Source organism: Caulobacter sp. UNC279MFTsu5.1 (genome assembly GCF_900114015.1).
GTDB lineage: Bacteria > Pseudomonadota > Alphaproteobacteria > Caulobacterales > Caulobacteraceae > Caulobacter.
In genome coordinates this window covers 1-20,924 of record NZ_FORN01000044.1, presented here as the reverse complement: position 1 = coordinate 20,924, position 20,924 = coordinate 1, and the positions used below count along the sequence as shown (strand labels likewise).

23 protein-coding genes and 1 pseudogene are annotated in these 20,924 nt (G+C 69.3%); 12 read left to right on the top strand and 12 right to left on the bottom strand.

The features are described from left to right. The first annotated feature begins 74 nt into the window (after positions 1–74). From BM066_RS20375 to BM066_RS20360, 4 genes are read left to right on the top strand one after another with little or no spacing between them, the layout of a single operon-like run. The gene (locus BM066_RS20375; protein WP_026176521.1) at positions 75–1,592 is read left to right on the top strand and encodes a polysaccharide biosynthesis protein HfsE; all 1,518 of its coding nucleotides are present in this window, start codon (positions 75–77) and stop codon (positions 1,590–1,592) included. Positions 1,593–1,601: 9 nt separating this feature from the next. Continuing rightward, entirely contained in the window at positions 1,602–3,044 is a 1,443-nt protein-coding gene (locus BM066_RS20370; RefSeq protein WP_018061843.1) for a polysaccharide biosynthesis protein HfsF, read from the top strand. Further along, positions 3,041–3,967 (top strand): polysaccharide biosynthesis protein HfsG, encoded by a 927-nt coding sequence (locus BM066_RS20365; protein WP_018061844.1) that lies wholly within the window; start codon positions 3,041–3,043, stop codon positions 3,965–3,967. The genes BM066_RS20370 and BM066_RS20365 overlap by 4 nt, the downstream gene beginning before the upstream one ends. Next, entirely contained in the window at positions 3,967–4,740 is a 774-nt protein-coding gene (locus tag BM066_RS20360; protein WP_018061845.1) for an oligosaccharide deacetylase HfsH, read from the top strand. The genes BM066_RS20365 and BM066_RS20360 overlap by 1 nt, the downstream gene beginning before the upstream one ends. 8 nt (positions 4,741–4,748) lie before the next feature. Here BM066_RS20360 and BM066_RS20355 read toward each other — a convergent pair whose 3' ends face one another. The 5 genes from BM066_RS20355 to BM066_RS20335 all read right to left on the bottom strand — a co-directional run bounded on the left by BM066_RS20355 (position 4,749) and on the right by BM066_RS20335 (position 9,501). Next, positions 4,749–5,438 carry an FABP family protein gene (locus BM066_RS20355; protein WP_018061846.1) on the bottom strand — a complete coding sequence of 230 codons (690 nt, stop codon included), beginning with the start codon at positions 5,436–5,438 and terminating at the stop codon, positions 4,749–4,751. 98 nt (positions 5,439–5,536) lie between these two features. Then, positions 5,537–5,896: a DUF1304 domain-containing protein gene (locus BM066_RS20350; RefSeq protein ID WP_018061847.1), complete on the bottom strand. Its 360-nt coding sequence runs from the start codon at positions 5,894–5,896 to the stop codon at positions 5,537–5,539. 55 nt (positions 5,897–5,951) lie between these two features. Beyond that, the gene (locus BM066_RS20345; protein ID WP_018061848.1) at positions 5,952–7,169 is read right to left on the bottom strand and encodes an O-antigen ligase family protein; all 1,218 of its coding nucleotides are present in this window, start codon (positions 7,167–7,169) and stop codon (positions 5,952–5,954) included. 55 nt (positions 7,170–7,224) lie between these two features. After that, positions 7,225–7,926 (bottom strand): P-loop NTPase family protein, encoded by a 702-nt coding sequence (locus BM066_RS20340; protein ID WP_018061849.1) that lies wholly within the window; start codon positions 7,924–7,926, stop codon positions 7,225–7,227. 75 nt (positions 7,927–8,001) lie between these two features. Next, positions 8,002–9,501: a GumC family protein gene (locus tag BM066_RS20335; RefSeq protein ID WP_018061850.1), complete on the bottom strand. Its 1,500-nt coding sequence runs from the start codon at positions 9,499–9,501 to the stop codon at positions 8,002–8,004. 85 nt (positions 9,502–9,586) lie between these two features. Here BM066_RS20335 and BM066_RS20330 point away from each other — a divergent pair, with 85 nt between their 5' ends. Continuing rightward, positions 9,587–10,327, top strand: coding sequence for a polysaccharide biosynthesis/export family protein (locus BM066_RS20330; RefSeq protein ID WP_018061851.1), 741 nt, complete (start codon positions 9,587–9,589; stop codon positions 10,325–10,327). 47 nt (positions 10,328–10,374) lie between these two features. On the opposite strand, the gene BM066_RS20325 is transcribed toward BM066_RS20330, so the two are convergent. After that, on the bottom strand, positions 10,375–10,653 hold the full coding sequence (locus tag BM066_RS20325; protein WP_018061852.1) for an SEL1-like repeat protein: 279 nt from the start codon (positions 10,651–10,653) through the stop codon (positions 10,375–10,377). 192 nt (positions 10,654–10,845) lie between these two features. Further along, positions 10,846–11,571: a glutathione S-transferase N-terminal domain-containing protein gene (locus tag BM066_RS20320; protein WP_018061853.1), complete on the bottom strand. Its 726-nt coding sequence runs from the start codon at positions 11,569–11,571 to the stop codon at positions 10,846–10,848. Between the two features lie 188 nt (positions 11,572–11,759). Here BM066_RS20320 and BM066_RS20315 point away from each other — a divergent pair, with 188 nt between their 5' ends. Together BM066_RS20315 and BM066_RS20310 are read left to right on the top strand one after the other, a co-directional pair. Then, complete coding sequence (locus BM066_RS20315; RefSeq protein ID WP_018061854.1) at positions 11,760–12,272, top strand: RcnB family protein; 513 nt, start codon at positions 11,760–11,762, stop codon at positions 12,270–12,272. A gap of 179 nt (positions 12,273–12,451) precedes the next feature. After that, positions 12,452–12,817, top strand: coding sequence for a hypothetical protein (locus BM066_RS20310; protein WP_018061855.1), 366 nt, complete (start codon positions 12,452–12,454; stop codon positions 12,815–12,817). Between the two features lie 177 nt (positions 12,818–12,994). Here BM066_RS20310 and gatB read toward each other — a convergent pair whose 3' ends face one another. The 3 genes from gatB to BM066_RS26110 are packed head-to-tail and all read right to left on the bottom strand — an operon-like array spanning position 12,995 to position 14,888. Then, positions 12,995–14,494 (bottom strand): Asp-tRNA(Asn)/Glu-tRNA(Gln) amidotransferase subunit GatB, encoded by a 1,500-nt coding sequence (gene gatB, locus BM066_RS20305; RefSeq protein WP_018061856.1) that lies wholly within the window; start codon positions 14,492–14,494, stop codon positions 12,995–12,997. A gap of 30 nt (positions 14,495–14,524) precedes the next feature. Then, positions 14,525–14,728 carry a DUF559 domain-containing protein gene (locus BM066_RS27135; RefSeq protein WP_255367670.1) on the bottom strand — a complete coding sequence of 68 codons (204 nt, stop codon included), beginning with the start codon at positions 14,726–14,728 and terminating at the stop codon, positions 14,525–14,527. After that, a complete protein-coding gene (locus BM066_RS26110) occupies positions 14,637–14,888 on the bottom strand; it encodes a hypothetical protein (RefSeq protein WP_143093776.1) in 252 nt (83 codons plus the stop codon). Before BM066_RS26110 ends, BM066_RS27135 begins: the two co-directional genes overlap by 92 nt. 242 nt (positions 14,889–15,130) lie before the next feature. Here BM066_RS26110 and BM066_RS20295 point away from each other — a divergent pair, with 242 nt between their 5' ends. Next, positions 15,131–15,712 (top strand): hypothetical protein, encoded by a 582-nt coding sequence (locus tag BM066_RS20295; protein ID WP_089930107.1) that lies wholly within the window; start codon positions 15,131–15,133, stop codon positions 15,710–15,712. Between the two features lie 75 nt (positions 15,713–15,787). On the opposite strand, the gene gatA is transcribed toward BM066_RS20295, so the two are convergent. Both gatA and gatC read right to left on the bottom strand, forming a co-directional pair. After that, positions 15,788–17,260 carry an Asp-tRNA(Asn)/Glu-tRNA(Gln) amidotransferase subunit GatA gene (gene gatA / locus BM066_RS20290; protein WP_089930106.1) on the bottom strand — a complete coding sequence of 491 codons (1,473 nt, stop codon included), beginning with the start codon at positions 17,258–17,260 and terminating at the stop codon, positions 15,788–15,790. Positions 17,261–17,262: 2 nt separating this feature from the next. Continuing rightward, entirely contained in the window at positions 17,263–17,550 is a 288-nt protein-coding gene (gene gatC, locus BM066_RS20285; RefSeq protein WP_018061029.1) for an Asp-tRNA(Asn)/Glu-tRNA(Gln) amidotransferase subunit GatC, read from the bottom strand. A gap of 81 nt (positions 17,551–17,631) precedes the next feature. On the opposite strand from gatC, the gene ruvX reads away from it, so the two are divergent. From ruvX to pyrC, 4 genes and pseudogenes are all read left to right on the top strand, one after another. Further along, positions 17,632–18,126 carry a Holliday junction resolvase RuvX gene (gene ruvX, locus BM066_RS20280; RefSeq protein ID WP_089930105.1) on the top strand — a complete coding sequence of 165 codons (495 nt, stop codon included), beginning with the start codon at positions 17,632–17,634 and terminating at the stop codon, positions 18,124–18,126. A gap of 24 nt (positions 18,127–18,150) precedes the next feature. After that, positions 18,151–18,279: pseudogene (locus BM066_RS27130) on the top strand (hypothetical protein). 9 nt (positions 18,280–18,288) lie between these two features. Next, on the top strand, positions 18,289–19,290 hold the full coding sequence (locus BM066_RS20275; RefSeq protein ID WP_018061067.1) for an aspartate carbamoyltransferase catalytic subunit: 1,002 nt from the start codon (positions 18,289–18,291) through the stop codon (positions 19,288–19,290). Beyond that, a complete protein-coding gene (gene pyrC / locus BM066_RS20270) occupies positions 19,287–20,591 on the top strand; it encodes a dihydroorotase (protein WP_089930104.1) in 1,305 nt (434 codons plus the stop codon). The genes BM066_RS20275 and pyrC overlap by 4 nt, the downstream gene beginning before the upstream one ends. The last annotated feature ends 333 nt before the right edge of the window (positions 20,592–20,924 follow it).

The window sequence follows — 20,924 nt, the reverse complement described above, 5'->3', positions numbered from 1 at the left end:
AAAAAACCGCGTTAACGCGAAGCTCAGATCGCGGGGCTAGGTTGAACCTTGTTCTACAAGGGGGTCTGAGCTTCATGTCGTCCGCTATCGCACCTAGGCCGGAACTCGAGGACGTCGCCGCGACCGACGCTCCGCCGGCGCCTCGTGTCGTGATCGACGACGATTCGGCCGAGGGCGTCGGCCGGCGCGGCCCGTTCCGGCCCGGCCGCCTGGTCCCGGCCCGGGCCCGGATGCAGGTGCGCAGCCTGTCGCGGCTGTTCCGGGTGATCGACGGCCTGGCCTTCGCCGGCGTCACCGCCGCCGCGATCGCCATCGCCCGCCCGACGCCCGACGTCTATGCGCCGCTGGTCCTGGGGGCCCTGGCCCTGCTGCCCGCCCTCTACATGCTGGAGGCCTACACCTTCCATCGCCGCGAGACCCTGGGCCGCCAGGCCCTGCGGGTGTCGGCCGCCCTCGGCGCGGTCGGCGTGGTGGTGGTGCTGGCGACCCTGGTCTTCGGACGCGGCCTGGCCAACCCCGCCCTGGCGGCCGGCTGGGGCGCCGCCCTGGCCGTAACCACCGCCGTGCTGCACCTGGCCTGGTGGCGCGCCGTGGATCACGGTCGCCGCGAGGGCGGCCTGACGCCGAACGTCGTGGTGGTGGGCGCCACCGTCAACGCCGAGCGCTTCATCCGCGCCGCCCTGGCCACCGGCGACGTCAACGTGCTGGGCGTGTTCGACGACCGCGCCGACCGAAGCCCCCACCAGGTGCTGGGCGTGCCGGTTCTGGGCGACACCGGCAGCCTGCTGGCCCACCGCATCATGCCCTATGTCGACCGGGTGATCATCGCGGTGAACGCCACCGCCCAGGCCCGCGTCGGCCAGCTGGTCGAGCGCCTGGAGATCCTGCCCAACCCGGTCAGCCTGTTCGTCGACCTGGACCGCGAGACCCAGCGCAACGCCTCGCTGGCCCGTTTCGTCGACCTGTCGGGCGCGGCCACCGACGCCCGCCGCGCCTTCGTCAAGCGCGCCCAGGACCTGGTGATCGGGTCCCTGGGCCTGCTGGTGGCCGCGCCGATCATGCTGCTGGTCGCCCTGGCCATCAAGCTGGACACGCCCGGCCCAGTGTTCTTCCGCCAGCGCCGCCACGGCTTCAACAACGAGGCGATCCTGGTCTGGAAGTTCCGCTCGATGCGCCACGAGGCCGCCGACGCCAAGGCCGCGCGCCAGGTCACCGCCGACGACGACCGCGTCACCAGGGTCGGCAAGCTGATCCGCAAGACCAGCCTCGACGAACTGCCGCAGCTGTTCAACGTGCTGCGCGGCGAGATGTCGATGGTCGGCCCCCGTCCCCACGCCATCGGCATGAAGAGCGGCGACGTCGAGTCCGAGACCCTGGTCGCCCGCTACGCCCACCGCCACCGCATGAAGCCCGGCGTCACCGGCTGGGCGGCGATCAACGGCTCGCGCGGCCCGGTCGACACCGCCGAGCAGGTGCAGGAGCGCGTGGCCCTGGACGTCGAATACATCGAGCGCCAGTCGTTCTGGCTGGACCTCTACATCATCGCCATGACCATCCCCTGCCTGCTCGGGGACCGGTCGGCGGTGCGCTGAGGACGAAACATGTTCTGGCGTGGCGTACTCGGATATCTGCCGGTCAACATCGCCCAGGGCGTGGTGGGGCTGCTCACCATCGTCCTGTTCACCCGCGTGCTGACCCCCGAGCAGTACGGCGTCTACGCCCTGGCCTTCTCGGCCCTGAGCCTGACCCAGACGGTCCTGCTCACCTGGACCGAAGCTGCGATGGCCCGTTTCCACGCCCGCCAGGACGCCGACGGTCGCCTGCCCGACCATTTCGCCACCCTCTACCGCTTGTGGTTCGGCCTGGCTCTGGCCGTGCCGGTCGTCGCCGCCGGCGTGCTGCGCTTCGCGCCCCTGTCGGCCCCGCTGAAGGTCGCCGTCGCCGCCGCCTTCGCCGGGGCGGTGGTCAAGAGCCTGACCAAGCTGTCGCAGGAGCGCCGCCGCGCGGCCGGCGAGGTGTCGGGCGCGGCCCTGCTGGACATCGTCCAGACGGTGGGCGGCTTCCTCCTGGGCCTGATCCTGGCCCTGGTCGGCCTGGGCGGCGCGGCGCCGCTGCTGGGCATGGGGGCGATCTCGCTGCTGTGCCTGGTGTTCGTGCTGCCGGGAGACCTGGGCCGCACCCGAGGCGGCCGCTATGACCCCGCCATGGCCAAGACCTACGCCGCCTATGGCCTGCCCGTGGCCCTGTCGCTGATCCTGGCCCTGGTGCTGTCGACCACCGACCGCTTCCTGCTGGCCGCCTTCCTGAACGAGCAGGCCGTGGGGATCTATCACGCCGGCTATTCGCTGGGCTCGAGGACCCTGGACGTGGTGTTCATCTGGCTGGGCATGGCCGGCGGGCCGGCCCTGGTGGCGGCGCTGGAGCGCGGCGGCCACCCCGCCCTGAAGGACGCCGCCCACGAGCAGGCCGGCTTCATGGTGCTGCTGACCCTGCCCGCCGCCGTCGGCCTGGCCCTGGTCGGCCGCTCGCTGGCCCAGGTGATGGTCGGCGCCGACCTCAGCGCCGGCGCCGGCCGGGTCGTGCCATGGATCGCCGTCGCCGGCTGGCTGTCGGGCGTGACTACCTACTACCTGCTGCAGGCCTTCACCCTGGGCCGCAAGACCATGATGCTGATCGCCTGCATGGCCGTGCCCGCCGGCGCTAACGTCGTCCTGAACCTGGCCCTGATCCCCCGCTTCGGCCTGGACGGCGCCCTGTGGTCGACCGCCGCCAGCTACGCCGTCGGCGCGGTCGGCGCGGCGATCCTGGGCCGCCGGGCCTGTCCCCTGCCCGTGCCCTGGGCCGCCCTGGCCAAGTCCGGCCTGGCCTGCGCCCTGATGGCCGCCGCCGTGCTGGCCGTGCCGGCCTTCGGCGGGGTGGTCGAACTGATCCTCAAGGCGTCCGCCGGCGCCGTGGTCTACGGCGTCGCGGTCCTGGCGCTGGACGCCGGCGGCCTGCGCGGCCGGGCCATGGACATTCTCCAACGCCGACTGAAGCCCGCATGACCGCCGCCACCGAAACCCTGACCGACAACGCCGCCTGGGCGGATGCGACGCCGCGCCTGTCGGTGCTGATCCCGACCTATCGCGACGATCCCAGCGCCCTGCTCAAGGCCCTGGACGAGCGCGGCGCCGACGCCGAGATCGTGCTGTTGGACGACGGCGGCGGCGACGCGGCTCTGACCCGGCGCATGGCGGCCCGCATCGAGAAGCTGAAGCTGCCGGCCCGGCTGGTCGTGCTGTCGCCCAACGAGGGCCGCGCCAAGGGCCGCAACCGCCTGGCCCGGCACGCCCGCGGCCGCCACCTGCTGTTTCTCGACAGCGACATGCTGCCCGATCCGATCGGCTTCCTGACCCGCTGGTCGGCGGTCGCGGCCGACGACGTGCCGGTGGCCTTCGGCGGCTTCACCCTGGACCAGACCCCGCGCCGTCCCGAGCACGAACTGCACCGGGCCATGGCCCTGAAGAGCGACTGCACGCCGGCCCCGGAACGCGCCAAGGAACCGGAAAAGCACGTCTTCACCTCCAACCTGCTGGTTCGCCGCGACGTGTTCGACACCATCGGGTTCGACGAAGGGTTCGCCGGCTGGGGCTGGGAGGACGTCGAGTGGGCCATGCGCGTGGCCCGGCAATATCCGATCCTGCACATCGACAATTCGGCCACCCACCTGGGCCTCGACACCGCCGCGGTCCTGGCCGCCAAGTACGAGCAGTCGGCCGCCAACTTCGCCCGGGTGGTGGCCAGCCACCACGAGGTGGTCAGCGCCTATCCCAGCTACAAGGTCGCCAAGAGCCTGAAGTCCGTGCCGCTGCGCGGGACCTGGCGGCCGATGCTCAAGGCCTTCGCCCTCAACGAAGCGGCTCCGACGCCGCTTCGCGCCCTCGCCCTGCGGCTCTACCGCGCCGCGCTCTATTCGGACGCCGTCTGATGCAAGTGTCTCACGAGAAGGTCGATGCCTACGAGCCCGACCGCAGCCTGAAGGGCAAGGTCCGCCGCCGGCTGATCCGCCTGGCCCACCGTCGGCCGGCCCGCGTGAAGCTGGAGCGGCCAATGGTGTCGTTCAGCTTCGACGACGCCCCGGCCACCGCCTGCGACGCCGGCGCCCAGGTGCTGGAAGCGCGCGGCCTGCGGGGCACCTACTATTTCGCCGCCGGCCTGACCGGGCGCGACGGACCCATGGGCCGCTTCGCCACGGGCGAGGACGCCGCCCGGCTGCATGCCGCCGGCCACGAGATCGCCTGCCACACCTTCTCGCACCTGGACTGCGGCCAGGCCTCGCGGGACGAGACCCTGGCCGACATCGATCTCAACGCCCAGCATCTGGCCGAGTGGGGAACGGGCCAGCCCGTCAGCTTCGCCTACCCCTATGGCGACGTCGCCAGCCCCGCCAAGACCGCCCTGGCCGGCCGCTTCAAGACCCTGCGCGCCCTGCACCACGGCCTGATCGCCAACGGCGCCGACCTCAACCAGGCTCCGGCCGTCGGCATCGAGGGCGAGGACGGCGAGCAGGTGGCCCTGGACTGGCTGGACAAGGCCCACCAGCGCAAGGCCTGGCTGATCCTCTACACCCACGATGTCTCGCCCCGGCCGTCGCAGTGGGGCTGCACGACTCAGGCTCTGGAGCGGCTGGTCGACGGCGCGCTGACGGCCGGGTTCGACGTGGTGACCGTGGCCGAGGGCGCGCGGCGGATCGGGCTGTAGATTCGCGCCTACTCTCCGCCCATCGTCACGAAACCATGCGCCTCGGCCAGGGTCGCCTTGCCCGCCGCGATCCGCGCCGAAGGATTGGGCCGAGGCTCGGCGACCTTGACGAGGGTGTTGCGGTCGACGTGACGGAACGGCGCGTCCCTGCCGCGCACCTTGAGCATGGTCGTGGAGACATAGGACCAGCCGCCGTCGGCGTCGAAGCGCACGTCCAGCTCGTAGGAGTCGGTCCGGAACGCCCATTCCAGGAAATCGGTCGAACAGATCCCGTAGCCGGGCCCGCCCCGCTCGGCCCGGACCACGAGACCGGAGCCGTCCGGCGCGGCGCGGCCGCTGGCCAGGGCCACCTGCCCGCGGGGAATGGCCAGGGTCTGCATGATCAGGCCCGTGGCCGGCTCCCACAGCCAGTAGCCGACCTGGTCGTGGAAGGTCGTATCCTCGTCCGAGGCGACGATATGGACGTGATAACGCAGGCCGTAGAGCAGTTGCGGGCCGTTGGCCTGGGGATCGATGGGCTGCATCTCGATGCGTTCGAGATAGTCGCGCCGTTCGGGACCTTCGGCCTTGGGGTTCAGGTCGACGCCCTTGCGCCCTTCCCACACGCCGGCCAAAGGCCGCAGCGGGCCCAGATTGGCCAGGGTGTCCGGATCCACGTCTTCCGGTTCGGTGAAGATGTCGTCGGGGAAGTCGATCATCGCGTCCTCTTGGCCAAGCAGGGCACTGGCTCTAGCGAGATGGCCGGGCGCGTCAAGCATGCCTTGGCCGGCGGACGGAAGGCTTGGCTGAAACCGCCCTAAACCATCCACCACAGCGCCAGCCCCACGGCCGCCGGCAGGGTCTGGATCAGCAGGATCGAGCGCTTGACGGTCAGTCCGCCCCAGACGCCGGCCACGGCCACGCAAGCCAGGCCGAAGAAGGCGAACGCCTTGGCCGTCACGTCGTCCGGCCAGAACAGCCCCAGCGCCAGGGCCGCGACCAGGAAGCCGTTGTAGCAGCCCTGGTTCGACATAGCCGACTTGACGATCGCCGCCGTCTCGTCGGTCAGGCCGAACACCCGCTTGCCCCGCGTCTCGAACAGCACCGTCTCAAGCAGGACGATATAGACGTGGATCAGGGCGACGATCCCGGTGACGATCTGGGCGGCCAGCAACATGGGATTGTCCCTCCAAAGGCGGGAGTGAGCCCCGGTTCGCGCTCTAAAGCAACGCTTAGGCCCGGACCTCCCGATCCGGGAAGGCCAGCTTGGCGGCGAAGGCGACGAACAGCACCCAGCGGAAATCGTTGTAGACGACCGCGATGCTCTCGGTCAGAGACACCAAGCTGTAGACGACCAGGAACGGGAAGGCCAGCAGGCCGCCGCCGCGATCGCGGAACACGGCGATCGCCGCCAGACTCATGGTCTGCAGGTAGAACAGCCCCCAGGCGATCAGGCCCACCAGGCCCAGACCCAGCCATTGCTCCAGCCAGCTGTTGTGAGCGTGCTGGGCCTGGAAGCCGGCGTTCTTGCTGATCCAGGCGAACGGCCCCCAGCCGCTCTTGTCGCCCCATACGGCGGAGTAGCCATAGCCCTGCCAGGGGCGGTCCTCGATCTCGCGCATCACCGCGCTCCAGATCTTGGTGCGGCCGGTCAGGGTGGCGTCCTTGCCGAGGATGGCGAAGAACACGTCGGCGGCGAACAGGGAGAAGGCGATCAGCAGAACGACGCCGGTCACTCCCGCCCAGGTGGCCGCCGCGCCGACGGCCGGGCCGCGGCGGGCCACCAGCACGAAGCCGAGGGCCCCCGCGCCCAACACCAGCGAGACCAAGGAGGTCTTGGAGGTCGACATCAGCACCAGCACCACCGCCAGCCCCGCGAAGGCCCACCACAGCCGGGCGCGCCGGGGGTTAAGCAGGGCCGCCGCCGACAGGATGCAGAAACCGAACGCCATGAGCCCCCCCAGGCCGTTCTTCTCGCGCCACAGGCCGCGCCAGGCGCCGGGAAACAGCTCGGTCATCACCCCGATGCGCGGCACGGCCAGGCAGACGACGAAACAGGCGACGATCAGCACCGCGAAGGCCGCGCCCACCACCTCGGCCAGCTGCGGCCAGCGGAACCGCGCCGCTAGGGCCACGCCGCCCAGAGTGGTGCAAACTAGGGCGAAACAGCGCCGCACCGTCTGGTCGGGGTTCACCGACCAGAACATCGAGGCGACGGCGACCGTCAGCAGGACCAGCAGGAAGGGCTGGCGGATCAGCACCCGCAGGGTCGAGCCCGGCCGCAGGGCGATCAGGGCGAAGCCGGCGGCGTAGGCGGGCAGATAGCCCAAGCGCAGGATGGCCGAGCCGGCCTCGGTGGCGTTCTCGCCGACCGCCGGCAGTTCCCAGCCGCCGCTGAAGACCAGCAAGGCGAAAACGGCCAGGCCAAACAGCGCGATTTGCGAGAACATCAACCGGGCTGGCGCGACGGGCGCCGCGCCACGCACGACGCTCACGGCCCAGTCCTCACGGCAGAATGGCCTTCAGGAACTTCGGCGGCTGGACCGAGGCCTGGTTGAAGAACACGCCGGCCGTGCGCCCGCCGGCCGAGGCCAGGGCGTCGCGCAGCAGGCCCGGCGGCCGCACGTCGGGCTGCTGGGCGCTGACCACCAGCACCGTCTGGTCCATGTGCTGGGCCAGGGTCAGGGCGGCCTGGGAGCGGTCGGCCGACGGGCTGTCGACGACGATGATCTCGGCGTGGCGGCGCAGCGCCGCCCAGTATTCGACGCCGGGCAGGATGTGCACCTTCTGGCGGCCGCGCAGGGCCTCGCGGTTGAAGCGCGTCACCCAGAAGCGCGGTCCGCCCACGCTGTGGGCCGTCAGATACTTGGCGTCCGGCCAGACGCCGCCGCCGGGCTTGGGCGCCGGCGGCTGGACGGTGAAGAAGGCCGAGCCGTCGGGCGAGGCCGGGGCCCCGCTGCCCAGCTGGCCGTAGCGCTCGGGATCGGCGGCGATGGCCTGGTATTGCGGCGAGGTGACCAGATCCAGATCGATCAGCCAGGTCTTGCGGCCGGCCCGCTTGGCGGCGAAACGGGCGAACTCGCGGGCCGCCGTCGAGGTCCCCTCGCCGCGCCGGGCGGCGACGAACTGGATGACGTGCGCGCGGCCGGGCGCGGGGGCGCCAAGGCTCCCCCACAGCTCCGCCATCTCGACGTTCAAATCCACCATTCGCCGAATCGCCGCGCGTTGAAGTCCGTTTACCTTAAGGCCCAAACGCGCTCGCGCGAAAGGCGACGAAAGCGCTCAGCGCTTGTAGTTGGCCGTGGCCAGAACCGGCAGGCCCAGGGTGCGCGACGCCGAGGCCGGGGTCTGCAGGCCGGGCCGCAGCAGCATGCGCACCAGGCCCGCGCAGGCGGCGGTGAAGGCCGCGAACAGGAAGGCCAGCACGATGATCGGCTTCTTCAGGCTCTTGCCGGTCGACGGGGCCACGGCGCGCTGGACGATGCGGATGTTGTCGCTGCCCTCGGCCGACATCTGCCGCTGGGCCTGGTCCTGCTGTTCCTTGACCGTGAAGTCCTTGACGTTCGACGACAGCACGTCGCGGTCGCGCGACAGCTGGTTGAAGGTCGGCTCCAGCTCGGCCAGGCGCAGCAGGCGCTGGTTCACGTCCTGCACCTGCTGGGCGTAGGCGGCCTGGGACTGCCGAAGCGCGGCGACCTCGGCGGTCAGGTCGTTGCGGGTGGACTGCAGGGTCTGCCAGATCGGGTTGGGGCCGCTGCGCCGCGCGCCCTCGCCGTTGGTGCGTCCCGATGACACGCCCTGCTCCAGCTGGGCGATCTGCGCCTCGATGTCGCGGACCGGCTGGGCGTCGGGGCGATAACGAGCCAGCAGGCCTTCGCGGTCCAGCTTCAACTGGGCCAGCTTGCTGGAGGCCGACATGTCGCTGTCGCGGTACAGCACCATGTCGGTCGGCGTTCTGGCCAGCTCGGCCTGGACGGCGGCCAGGCGGCCCATGCGGTCCTGCAGCTGGGCCTCGGTGGCGTATTTCTGGGACTCGGCCTGGGCCTGCAGCTGGGTCAGGGCGGTCTTCTGGGCGGTGAAGTCGCCGATGTCGTTGCCCGACAGGAAAGCCTGATAGGCCGCGTCGGTCTGGGCCAGCTTCTCGGTGAACAGCTCGCGCTGGCGCTCCAGCCCGTTGTTGTCGCCGCCGATCAAGAGGTTGCGGCGATAGATCAAATATTCCTCGAGCAGGGTGTTGAGCACCTTCTCGGCGACTTCCGGATCCCCGTTGGAATAGGCCAGGCGGATGATCGAATTGTCCGGAGCGGTCTCGATCTTAAGGTTGCGGGCCAGGCTGTCGCGGCCCTCGGCCATCAGCTTGCGCTTCCCCTCGGGCGAGGCGACGGCGTACTTCGTGGCGCTGGCGGGGAAGATCCGGCCGAAGCCGACCTTGCGGATCACCCGCTCGCGCAGCTCGCCGCTGCCCAGAATCTCCGATTCCGACTGGATCACCTGGTCGACGTCGGGCACCGCGCCGCGGGCGGCGTCGCCGGCCCTGGGCTCGTAGACATATTCCTGACCCAGGCGGACGAACAGGCTGGAGCTGGCCGTGTAGGTCTTCTTCATGGTGGTGGCGAAGGCCAGGCCCAGCAGGAAAATGGCCAGGAACACCCCCAGCATCAGCCAGCGCTCGCGCCACAGCAGGGTGACGAAGTCGGTAGGCGCATAGCGGGCGCGCGCCGCCCAGTCGCTACGCGACGGCGGGTCATGCGGCACGCTGGTCCAGGCGCTCGTCGTCGACATGCGAATCCGATGGGTTCAATCTCAGCCTCACCCTGGTCGGAGCGCGCTTAAGGAGTCGTTACCCATTCCTGTTAAGACTTGTCGCATGCACAGGCGCACCATCCTCACGGCGGCTCTCGCCCTGCCCTTCGCGGCCACCGGTCTCGCGGCCTGCGGCCACGTGGATCGCGAGCCGATCACGCCCGCGGCCCGTCCGACGGCCACTTTCTCCGATATCGGCTATGCCGACTGGTCGGATCAGGAGCCCGACTACCGGTTCTATCCCGGCGACGAGCTGGAGGTGAGCGTGCCCTCGGCGGTCGAGCTGAACAAGTCCGTGGTGGTCCAGCCCGACGGCCGCGTCGCTTTGCCGCTGATCGCGCCGGTGATGGCGGCCGACCGCACGATCGGCGAACTGGAGGCCTCGATCACCCAGGCCTATTCCAGCCAGTTGCTGCGGCCGCAGGTGCAGGTGTCGATCAAGTCGACGGCCCCGCTGAAGGTGTTCGTGGGCGGCGAGGTCGGCAATCCGGGCGCCTTCGACATGGCCGGCGACAGCGACGCGCTGCGGGCCATCATCCAGGCCGGCGGGTTCAAGACCTCGGCCAAGCGCACGTCGGTGGTGATCATTCGTCGCGGCCCCAACGGCCGGGCCATGCTGCGCACGGCGAACCTGCTGTCGGGGATGACCAACGGCCGGGCGGACCTGGTGCCGCTGCGCCGGTTCGACGTGGTCTATGTGCCGCGCAGCGGGGTGTCCGAAGCGGGCCTGTTCATGCAGCAGTACTTCCGCGACCTGCTGCCGATCAGCTTCAGCTACGCGATCAACGGCTTCAGCGGAAACTGAAGCCCTTCACGCGCCTTCAGGGAAAACGCGACTGAGCCTTTTCAGGCTCAGCCGTGGGCCAGCCATTCGCGCGCCTGGCGCTGGGCTTCGGCGACGTCCTCGCTGGCCATCTCTTGCGAGATTTCCTTGCGATAGACCTTGGCTTCGACCGAACCGCGCATGGCGGCCAGGTTGAACAGCATGTGGGCCGAAACATAGTCCAGCGGCGCGCCGCCCTGGCCGGTCGAATAGAGCAGGCCCATGCGGAACAGCTCGTCGCCCGAGGTGTCGATGGTCGGCAGCGGAATCCCGTGGATGGCGGCCGGCGGTTCGATACTCATCATCATGGCTCAATTCCCTTTCCAGCCCGCCTCGCCGTTTCGGCTCCGCTTGGCTTGAGAACAGAAAAGTCCATCGCCACTGAACATATAGTTAAGGGCAAGGACATCATGAATCCAAGGCACGAATACATAAATCGTTTAGAGACATTACGTCGCATTCACGGGTGTTACTAAATGTAAACTGCCGTATACAGCGCGTTAACGCGCGCGCTGGCCGAACAGCACCTTTCGGGCCTCTTCCTGCGCTTTTCCGGGGGCCTGCAGGGCCTGGCGCCGCAGTTCCGCCCCCAGCCTGAAGCCCCGATCGACGGCTTCGCGGGCGCCCATGCGCTCGAACCAGGCCTTCAGATGCGGAAACTCCTCCAGGATGATGCCCTGGTTTTTCCACGGAACAACCCATCCCCAGCAGGCGAAGTCGGCGATGGACAATTGGCCGCAGACGAAATCCTTCCCGTCCAGCTGCTTGTTGAGCACGCCGTACAGCCGGTGCGTCTCGTTGGTGTAGCGGATGGCGCCATAGGCGATCTGGCGCTGGTCGCTGACGATGGCGGCGGCGTACTGGCGGAAGTGGTGGGTCTGGCCGGCCATCGGCCCAAGGCCGCCCATCTGCCACATCAGCCACTGGTCGATCTCGACCCGCTCGCGCTCGCTCGTCCCGTAGAACCGGCCGGTCTTGCGGCCCAGGTACTGCAGGATGGCCCCGGATTCGAACACCGAGATCGGCTGGCCGTCGGGACCGTCGGGATCGACGATGGCCGGCATGCGGTTGTTGGGGCTGATGGCCAGGAAGTCCGGCTTGAACTGTTCGCCCGCCCCGATGTTCACCGGGATCATCGTGTAGGGCAGGCCCATCTCCTCCAGGGCGATGGAGATCTTCCAGCCGTTGGGCGTGGGCCAGTAGTACAGTTCGATCGGACGGCTCATCGACGCGCTCCCTGAAGCGTTTCATTTGGCCACCAACATGGTTCCGCTATGGCCTCGCGCCAAGCCCGCCTCTGCTCCAGCCTGACGGCGCCGTTCAGATCAGGTTCAGCCGCCGCGGCGGAGACTGTCTTCAAGGTCGAGGGACCCGGCGGTCGCAAGACCGCCGTCCGAAGAAGGAGACGTCGGATATGAAGCGCTTGTTGCTCACCATCGCCGCCGTGGCCGCCGTCGCCGGGCCGATGGCCGTCGCCGCGAGCGACGCATCCGCCCAAGACCGCGGCCGTTGGGACCATCGCGACGATCGTGGCGATCGTGGCGATCGCCATGGCGGCCGCTGGGACGATCGCGATCGCGGTGGGCGTTGGGACGGCCGCCACGACAACGGCCGCCACAACGGCTGGGATCGCCGCGACCGCTGGGACGACCGCCGTTACAACGGCTACTACTACAACAACCGTTGGAGCTACGGCGCGCCGCCCCCCCATTATTACGGCCACCCCGGATATCGTCCTGGCTACAACGCCTGGCGACGCGGCGGTTACCTGCCGCCCTACTATCGTGGCGACAACTATATCATCTACGACTACGGATACTATCGCCTGCGTCCGCCGCCCCGCGGATACTACTGGTATCGCGCCGGTAACGACTACGTTCTGGCGGCGATCGCCACCGGACTGATCTTCGACATCATCAACAACTAGGCGATGTCCACCTGACGCGTTTGGCGATGCTTTCTAAAACTCTTGGTAAGCGTCGCCATTCGCCACATCCTGGCCGCGTATGCGACGGAATCGCCCGATTGGCGAGTTATTCCGACCGCATTCGCAGGTCAGCGTGCCGGCCGTGTCACTTTCCGACGCGACAGTAACGAGACGCTTCCATGACCAAGCTCCGCCTCACGGCCGCCGTCGCCGCACTGACCCTTGCCGGCTTTGCCGGGTCGGCCCTGGCTCAGCAGACCGCGCCCACCGATCCGACGGCCCAGACCACGCAAAGCGCGCCCTCCTCGTCCACGACGTCGCCGTCCTACGGCACGGACCCGGCGGCCGCCTCCACCCCGTCCTCCAGCGCCGACAGCGCCGGCGCCAGCGGCACGCCGAGCTCGGCCACGGCTTCGGATCCCTCGACCGACGCCTCGGCGCCGGCCGCCGACGCCAAGCCCGAGAAGAAGAGCAAAAAGCACCACAAGCCGGCGGAGGCCTCCGATCCGGCCGCCGCCCCGACCACGGACACGCCCAAGCCGTAAGGCCGGCGCTTCGTTCGTGAAAAAGGGCCCGTCGCGCGAGCGGCGGGCCCCTTGTCGTTGCGACGTCCTGCGTCCTTCGAGGCCCGCCATGCGGGCGCCTCAGGAGAATTCAGGAGCAATCCACCGTCCTCGTCCTGAGGGGCGAGCCGCAGGCGAGCCTCGAAGGACGCAGAGACCCTACAGCCCCAGCTTGCTCCGCAGCAGTTCGTTGACGGTGGCCGGATTGGCCTTACCGCCGGTCTCCTTCATCACCTGACCCACGAACCAGCCGATGGCCTGGGGCTTTTCCTTCACGGCCTCGGCCTTGTCGGGGTTGGCCGCGATCAGCTTGTCGATCGCCGCCTCGATGGCGCCGGTGTCGTTGATCTGGACTAGGCCGCGCGCCTCGACGATCTGGGCGGGACGGCCCTCGCCGGCCCACATGTGCTCGAAGACCTCCTTGGCGATCTTCGACGAGATAGTGCCGTTCTCGATCAGCTCGACCAACTGGGCGATGTCCTCGGGCGGCAGCGGCGACCGGGCGATCTCGTGGCCGCCGGCCGACAGCTTCGACAGCAGCTCGTTGGTCACCCAGTTGGACACCAGCTTGGCGTCGCGGCCTTTCGCGGCGGCCTCGAAATAGTCGGCGCGGTCGGCCTCGATGATCAGCACGCCGGCGTCGTAGGCCGACAGACCGTACTGGCTCTGCAGCCGCTGCTTCTTGGCGTCCGGCAGTTCCGGCAGGGTGTCCTCGATCGCCTTAACCCAGGCCGGGTCCAGCACCAGCGGCAGCAGGTCCGGATCGGGGAAGTAGCGATAGTCGTGCGCCTCTTCCTTGCTCCGCATCGACCGGGTCTCCAGCTTGTTCGGGTCGAACAGCCGGGTCTCCTGGTCGATCTTGCCGCCGTCCTCCAGGATCTCGATCTGGCGACGAGCCTCGTACTCGATGGCCTGCTGGATGTAGCGATACGAATTGACGTTCTTGATCTCGCAACGCGTGCCCAGGTGGCTGAAGCTGCCGGTCGCGCGGTACTTCTCGTAGTCGCCCGGGCGGCAGACCGAGACGTTGACGTCGGCGCGCAGGTTGCCCTTCTCCATGTCGCCGTCGCAGGTGCCCAGATAGACCAGGATCGTCCGCAGCTTCTTGACGTAGGCGGCGGCCTCTTCCGAGCTGCGCATGTCGGGCCGAGAGACGATCTCCATCAGCGCCGTGCCCGCGCGGTTCAGGTCCACATAGGTGGCGTTCGGGTCCTGGTCGTGCAGCGACTTGCCGGCGTCCTGCTCCAGGTGCAGGCGCTCGATGCGCACGTCGAAGGTCGTGCCGTCGTCGCGTTCGACGCTGACCACGCCCTCGCCGACGATCGGCTGGTCGAACTGGCTGATCTGATAGCCCTGCGGCAGGTCGGGATAGAAGTAGTTCTTGCGGTCGAAGCGGCTCTTCAGGTTGATCTGGGCCTTCAGGCCCAGGCCGGTCTTCACCGCCTGCTCGACGCAGAACCGGTTCAGGACCGGCAGCATGCCGGGCATGGCCGCGTCCACCAGGCTGACCTGCTGGTTCGGCCCCGCGCCGAAGCCGACGGCGGCGCCGGAGAACAGCTTGGACACGCTGGCGACCTGGGCGTGGACCTCGAGGCCGAGAACGATTTCCCAAGGGCCCGTGCGGCCTTGGATCACTTTGGAAGAGGCGGTTTCGGTCATGTCTCAATTCCTGGCCGCATCGGGTGGCCACTAACTTAGTTCCCTTCCCTCCCCCTCGTGGGGAGGGTGGCCCCGAAGGGGTCGGGTGGGGCTCGCTGCGCTCAAGGCCTGACAAATCACGCCCATGACCGCGTCGATATCCTCATGCACCGCACGGGTCGGAAAGCGCAAGGTTTGGAAGCCCGAGCGACGGAAAACTTGGTCCCGGCGGGCGTCGTGAGCAGCCTGTTCCAGTTCCTCGTGGTGAGGTCCATCCACTTCCACGACGAGGCGTCGGTTCAGGCAGATGAAATCCGGATAGCAACCCAGCAGCGCCGGGCTGTCTCCGAAAGTGGAAGCCTTCCGCTCTCAAGGCCCGCAGCCGCACCCACAGACGAACTTCTTGTCCGCTCATCGCCTTCCGCCAAGTCCTCGCCCATTGAACGCTCGTAGCCTGATCCCCAACCCGCCCCCTCCGGGGCCACCCTCCCCGCAAGGGGGAGGGAAAGATCGCCGAGCGATCGCTGAGACGATCCTTTCGCTCAAATCGAAAAATGACCGCTTCTAGGCATTACGAAGGTCATTCCTGGCCAACCGGAACCGCTGCAGAACCCCTCCGTTGACTCTCCGAACACGAATATCGCTCAGGAGGAAATCATGGCTGTTCTGAACCTCGGCGCCGGCGAACCTTATATCGCGCCGGCGACCAGCACGGAAAACTCACCGCTCTTTCCGGATGCGCCGGTCTATGCTCGCAAGACCGCGAAGAAGTCTTCGCACCTGCCCCTGATGATCGGCCTGCCGGTGCTGGCCATCGTCGCCGGCGGCCTGGCCTGGGGGCTGATGAGCCAACCGGCCCAGACCCCGACCGTCGACGAGGCGCCGCCCGCCAAGGTGGCCACGGCGCAGCCGCTGCCGACCGCCCAGCCGCCGGCCCCGATGCCGACGCCCGCCCCGCTGGCGCCCGCCGCGACCCCGGCGCCGACGCAAGTCGCTCGCGCCGAAACGGCTCCGCCGCCGCGCGTGACCCAGCCGGCGCGTCGCGCCGCCCCAGCCCGCCGCGCGGCCCCGCAGACCGCGCCCGACGCCGCCTCGGCCTCGGAGAACGTCAGCGCGACGGTTCCGGCGCCGGTCGCCGCTCCGGCTCCGCCCCCGGTGATCGCCGCCCCGGCCGCCCCGGCTCCGGCCCCGACGCCCGCTCCGGCGGCCGTTCCCGTCACGCCGGACACTCCGATGTAGTTGTCAGTAGCGTAGCGTAAAGAAGGGCGGCTCCTCGCGGGGCCGCCCTTTTCCTGTCCGAAGCTTAGCGGCGGATCACCACCACTTGTCGGCCTTGGCCTTGAAGCCGGCGGCCTTCTCGATCGCGCCGGCCACCGAGAACACCGTGCCCTCGTCCAGCGGCTTGCCGATGATCTGCAGGCCCAGCGGCAGGCGGTCGGCGTCCAGGCCGGCGGGCAGGGACAGGCCCGGCAGGCCCGCCAGGTTCGTCGTCACCGTGAACACGTCGTTCAGGTACATGGCGATCGGGTCGTTGCTGTTCTCGCCCAGGCCGAACGCCGCCGACGGGGCGGTCGGGGTCAGGATGGCGTCGCACATTCGCCAGGCGTTGTCGAAATCCTCGGCGATGCGGCGGCGCACCTTCAGGGCCTTCAGGTAGTAGGCGTCGTAATAGCCGGCCGACAGCACGTAGGTGCCGATCAGGATGCGGCGCTTGACCTCGTCGCCGAAGCCCTGGGCGCGGGTGTTCTCGTAGACTTCCGTCAGGTTGGCGCCCTCGGCCCGCAGGCCGTAGCGCATGCCGTCGTAGCGGGCCAGGTTCGACGAGGCCTCGGCCGGGGCCACGATGTAATAGGCCGGCAGGGCGTACTTGGTGTGCGGCAGGCTGATCTCGACGATCTCGCAGCCGGCCTCCTTCAGCCAGGCGACGCCATCGTCCCACAACTTTTGAATTTCGGCGGGCATGCCGTCGACGCGGTATTCCTTGGGCACGCCGATCCGCAGGCCCTTGACCGACTTGCCGACGAAGGCGGCGAAGTCGGGCACCGGCACGTCCAGGCTGGTGGAGTCCTTGGGGTCGTGGCCCGACATCGAGGTCAGCAGGATCGCCGCGTCCTCGACGGTCTTGGCGATGGGCCCCGCCTGGTCCAGCGAGCTGGCGAAGGCCACCGTGCCCCAGCGCGAGCAACGGCCGTAGGTCGGCTTGATGCCGACCGTGCCGGTGAACGAGGCCGGCTGGCGGATCGAGCCGCCGGTGTCGGTGGCGGTGGCGCCCAGGCACAGGTCGGCGGCCACGGCCGCGGCGCTGCCGCCCGAGCTGCCGCCGGGGGTCAAGGCCTGGTTCGAGCCGGCCTTGCGCCAGGGGTTGACCACCGGGCCATAGGCGCTGGTCTCGTTGGACGAGCCCATGGCGAATTCGTCCAGGTTCAGCTTGCCCAGCATCACCGCCCCGTCGCGCCACAGCTGGCTGGTGACGGTCGACTCGTAGCGCGGGACGAACGGCTCGAGGATGCGCGAGGCGGCCGTGGTCGGCACGCCCTCGGTGCAGAACAGGTCCTTGATGCCCAGCGGGATCCCGTCCAGCGGACCGGCGGCGCCCAGCGCGCGCCGGGCGTCGGAGGCGGCGGCCATCGCCAGGGCCCGTTCAGGCGTCTCGACCAGGAAGGCGTTCAGGCCGCGGGCGGCCTCGACGGCCTCGACATGGGCCTGGGTCAGCTCGACCGAGGTGAAGTCCCCGGCGTCCAGCCCGTCCAGCGCGCCCTTGAGGGTCAGGGAGGTCAGCGAAGCCATGTCTACTCAACCACCTTCGGAACCACGAAGAAGCCGCCCGCCGACTTGGGGGCGTTGCCGGTGACGATGTCGGCGTCGCCGCCCATGGTCACCACGTCGTCGCGCAGCGGCAGGCCGGCGTGCACCACGCTGGTCAGCGGCTCGACGCCGTCGGTGTCGACCTCGGCCAGCTGCTCGATCCACGTCATGATGCCGTTGAGCTCCTGGGCCAGGGCCTCGATGCGCTCTTCGGGTTCGGCGATGCGGGCGAGCCGCGCGACCTTCCGCACGGTGGCGGCGTCAATGGCCATGGGGGCCTCCTGAAATTCGAGCGTGTGGGTTAGCCGTGCGAGGGGCGCTTTGACAAGCGGTTCCCCGTGGTATGAGGACAAATGCCCGTTCTCGACATCGCCGAATTCGCCGCCGCCATCCCCGACTACAAGCCGATCGTCGGCCTGGACCCGGGCGAGAAGACCATCGGCGTGGCCGTTTCGGACGTCACCCTGACCGTCGCCAGCCCCCTGGCCCTGATCAAGAAGGGCAAATTCAGCGACGACGCCAAGACCCTGTTCCAGCTGATGGACAGCCGCAAGGCCGTCGGCATCGTCATCGGCCTGCCGATGAACATGGACGGCACCGAGGGCGTGCGCTGCCAGTCCAACCGGGCGCTGGGCCGCAACCTGCTGCGCCTGAACCCCGACCTGCCGATCACCTTCTGGGACGAGCGCCTGTCGACGGCCGCCGTGACCCGGGTGCTGATCGACGAGCACGACGTCAACCGCAAGCGCCGCGCCGAGGTCGTCGACAAGATGGCCGCCGGCTGGATCCTGCAGGGGGCGCTGGAGCGGATCCGGGGCATCAACGAGGCGGCGGGCAAGGGGTTTTAGCACCCTGCGTCCTTCGAGGCTCGCCTGCGGCTCGCACCTCAGGATGAGGAGCTTTGCACCTGAATTCCTCATCCTGAGGCGCCCGCGCAGCGGGCCTCGAAGGACGCACGGCGACTGACGAATCCTTCCCTCCCCGCCCAAAGCCCCGTATGACGCCCACTCATGACGGCCAAGCCCCCGCCCCATGAGCCCGCCGCGCCGATCGAGACGATCCGCGAGCGCATCTTCTCGTTCCCCCGCCGCCACTTCCTGTCGGCCGGCGACCTGAACGCCCTGCAGGCCACCGAGCTGCTGGACCTGGCCGACGCCTTCGTGGCCCTCAATCGCCAGACGACCAAGTCCCTCGACCTGCTCAAGGGGCGGACGCTGATGAACCTGTTCTTCGAGAACAGCACCCGCACCCAGTCCAGCTTCGAGATCGCCGGCAAGCGCCTGGGCGCCGACGTCGTCAATATGAGCCCGCGCACCTCGTCGATCACCAAGGGCGAGACCCTGATCGACACGGCCGTGACCCTGAACGCCATGCGGCCCGACCTGCTGGTGGTGCGCCACGCCTCGTCGGGCGCCGCCAGCCTGCTCAGCCAGAAGGTCAGCGGCAGCGTGATCAACGCCGGCGACGGCCAGCACGAGCATCCGACCCAGGCGGTGCTGGACGCCCTGTCGATCCGCCGCGCCTTCGGCCGGGTCTCGGGCCTGACCGTGGCGATCTGCGGCGACGTGCTGCACAGCCGCGTGGCCCGCTCGAACGTCGCCCTGCTGCATACGCTGGGCGCCAGCGTCCGGCTGGTCGGCCCGCCCACCCTGATGCCGGCCCAGGCCGAGCGCTGGGGCGTCACCGTCCATCACGACATGAAGGCCGGTCTGGCCGGGGCCGACGTGGTGATGATGCTGCGCCTGCAGCTGGAGCGCATGCAGGGCGCCTTCGTGCCCTCGACCCGCGAATATTTCCGCTTCTACGGCCTGGACCGCGAAAAGCTGGCCAAGGCCGCGCCGAAGGCCAAGGTCATGCACCCGGGACCGATGAACCGGGGGGTCGAGATCGATTCCGACGTCGCCGACGATCCCGAGATCAGCCTGATCCAGGACCAGGTCGAGATGGGCGTCGCCGCCCGCATGGCGGTGCTGGCCTCGCTGGCGCATCGGCTCGAGGAGCACGGCAAGTGACAAGCTCATCCCCGCCCCTCGCCCTGATCAACGCCCGGCTGGTCGATCCCGAGAGCGGCTATGACGGCCCCGGGGGCGTCATTGTCTCCGAGGGCGTGATCGCCGACGTCGCCAAGGACCGCGAGTTCGGCAAGCTTTCCAAGGACGTCCGCGTCGTCGACTGCGGCGGGGCCATGCTGGCCCCCGGCCTGATCGACCTGCGGGTCAAGACCGGCGAGCCCGGGGCCGAGACCAAGGAGACCCTGGCCAGCGCCGCCCGGGCCGCTGCGGCCGGCGGGGTGACCAGCTTCGTCGTCCAGCCCGACACCGACCCGGCCGTCGACGATCCCAGCGTGGTCGACTTCATCCTGCGCCGCTCGCGCGACATCGACGCCGCCCGCATCCTGTGCGCCGGCGCGGCGACCAAAGGGCTGAAGGGCGAGCAGATGGCCGAGATCGGCCTGATGCGCGAGGCCGGCTGCGTCTATGTGACCGACGCCGACCGGCCGATCGTCGACAGCAAGGTGATGCAGCGCATCCTGACCTACGCCCGCGGCTTCGACACCCTGCTGGCCCACCGGCCGATGGACCCGTGGCTGGCGAAGGGCGGGGCGGCGACCGGCGGCGAGTTCGCCGGGCGCATGGGCCTGCCGTCGATTTCGCCGATGGCCGAGCGGATCATGCTCGAGCGCGACGTGGCGCTTCTGGAAGCGACGGGCGGAAGGCTGCTGGTCGACCAGGTCACCAGCGCCCAGGCCCTGGAGACCCTGGCCCGCGCCAAGGCCAAGGGCCTGCGGATCCACGCCTCGGTGTCGATCAACCACCTGTCGTTCAACGAGCTGGACATCGGCGACTATCGCAGCTTCGCCAAGGTCACCCCGCCCCTGCGCGGCGAGGACGACCGCCAGGCGCTGATCGAGGCCCTGGCCGGCGGCCTGATCGACATCGTCGTCTCGGCCCACGCCCCGGCCCCGGCCGAGGACAAGCGCCTGCCGTTCGACGAGGCCGCCCCCGGCGCGGTGGGCCTGGAGACCCTGCTGCCGGCCTTGCTGTCGCTGTATCACGACGAGCGCCTGGCCCTGGTCGACCTGATCCGCGCCGTCACCCTGGCCCCGGCCGCCCTGATCGGCCTGCAGTCGGGCCGCATCGCGCCCGGCGCCCCGGCCGACCTGGTGCTGTGCGACCTGGACGCCCCGCTGATCATCGACGCCGGCAAGCTGCTGTCGAAGTCCAAGAACTCGCCGTTCGACGGACGCCGGCTGCAGGGCCAGGTGCTGATGACGATCGTCGACGGGCGGGTGGTGCATCGGGCCGAGGGGTAGCGGCTAACGCTTGCCCCCTACGGACCGCTTCGCGGTCGTCTTCCCCCAGAGGGGGAAGAGCGCCGGTGCGAAGGCTCCGCCCCCTCTGGGGGCGGACAGGCGGCGAAGCCGCCAGGTGGGGGCAAGTGTTCACCGGCGCGATCTGTCGTCCTCACGCTTTCGCTGTGAGTGGATGGAAAGGGTCGCGGAGCGCCGGACATCGTCCGGAGTTTTTTGATAGTTACCGTTTCGACGAAGCCCGATCGCTCCGCGCGGTCGTTTTCCGCCAGCGTCCGGTGGGCAGCCCTGTTGAGGCTTAGCCGGACCCGGTCTCGATCCCTTTCGGGAGAAACC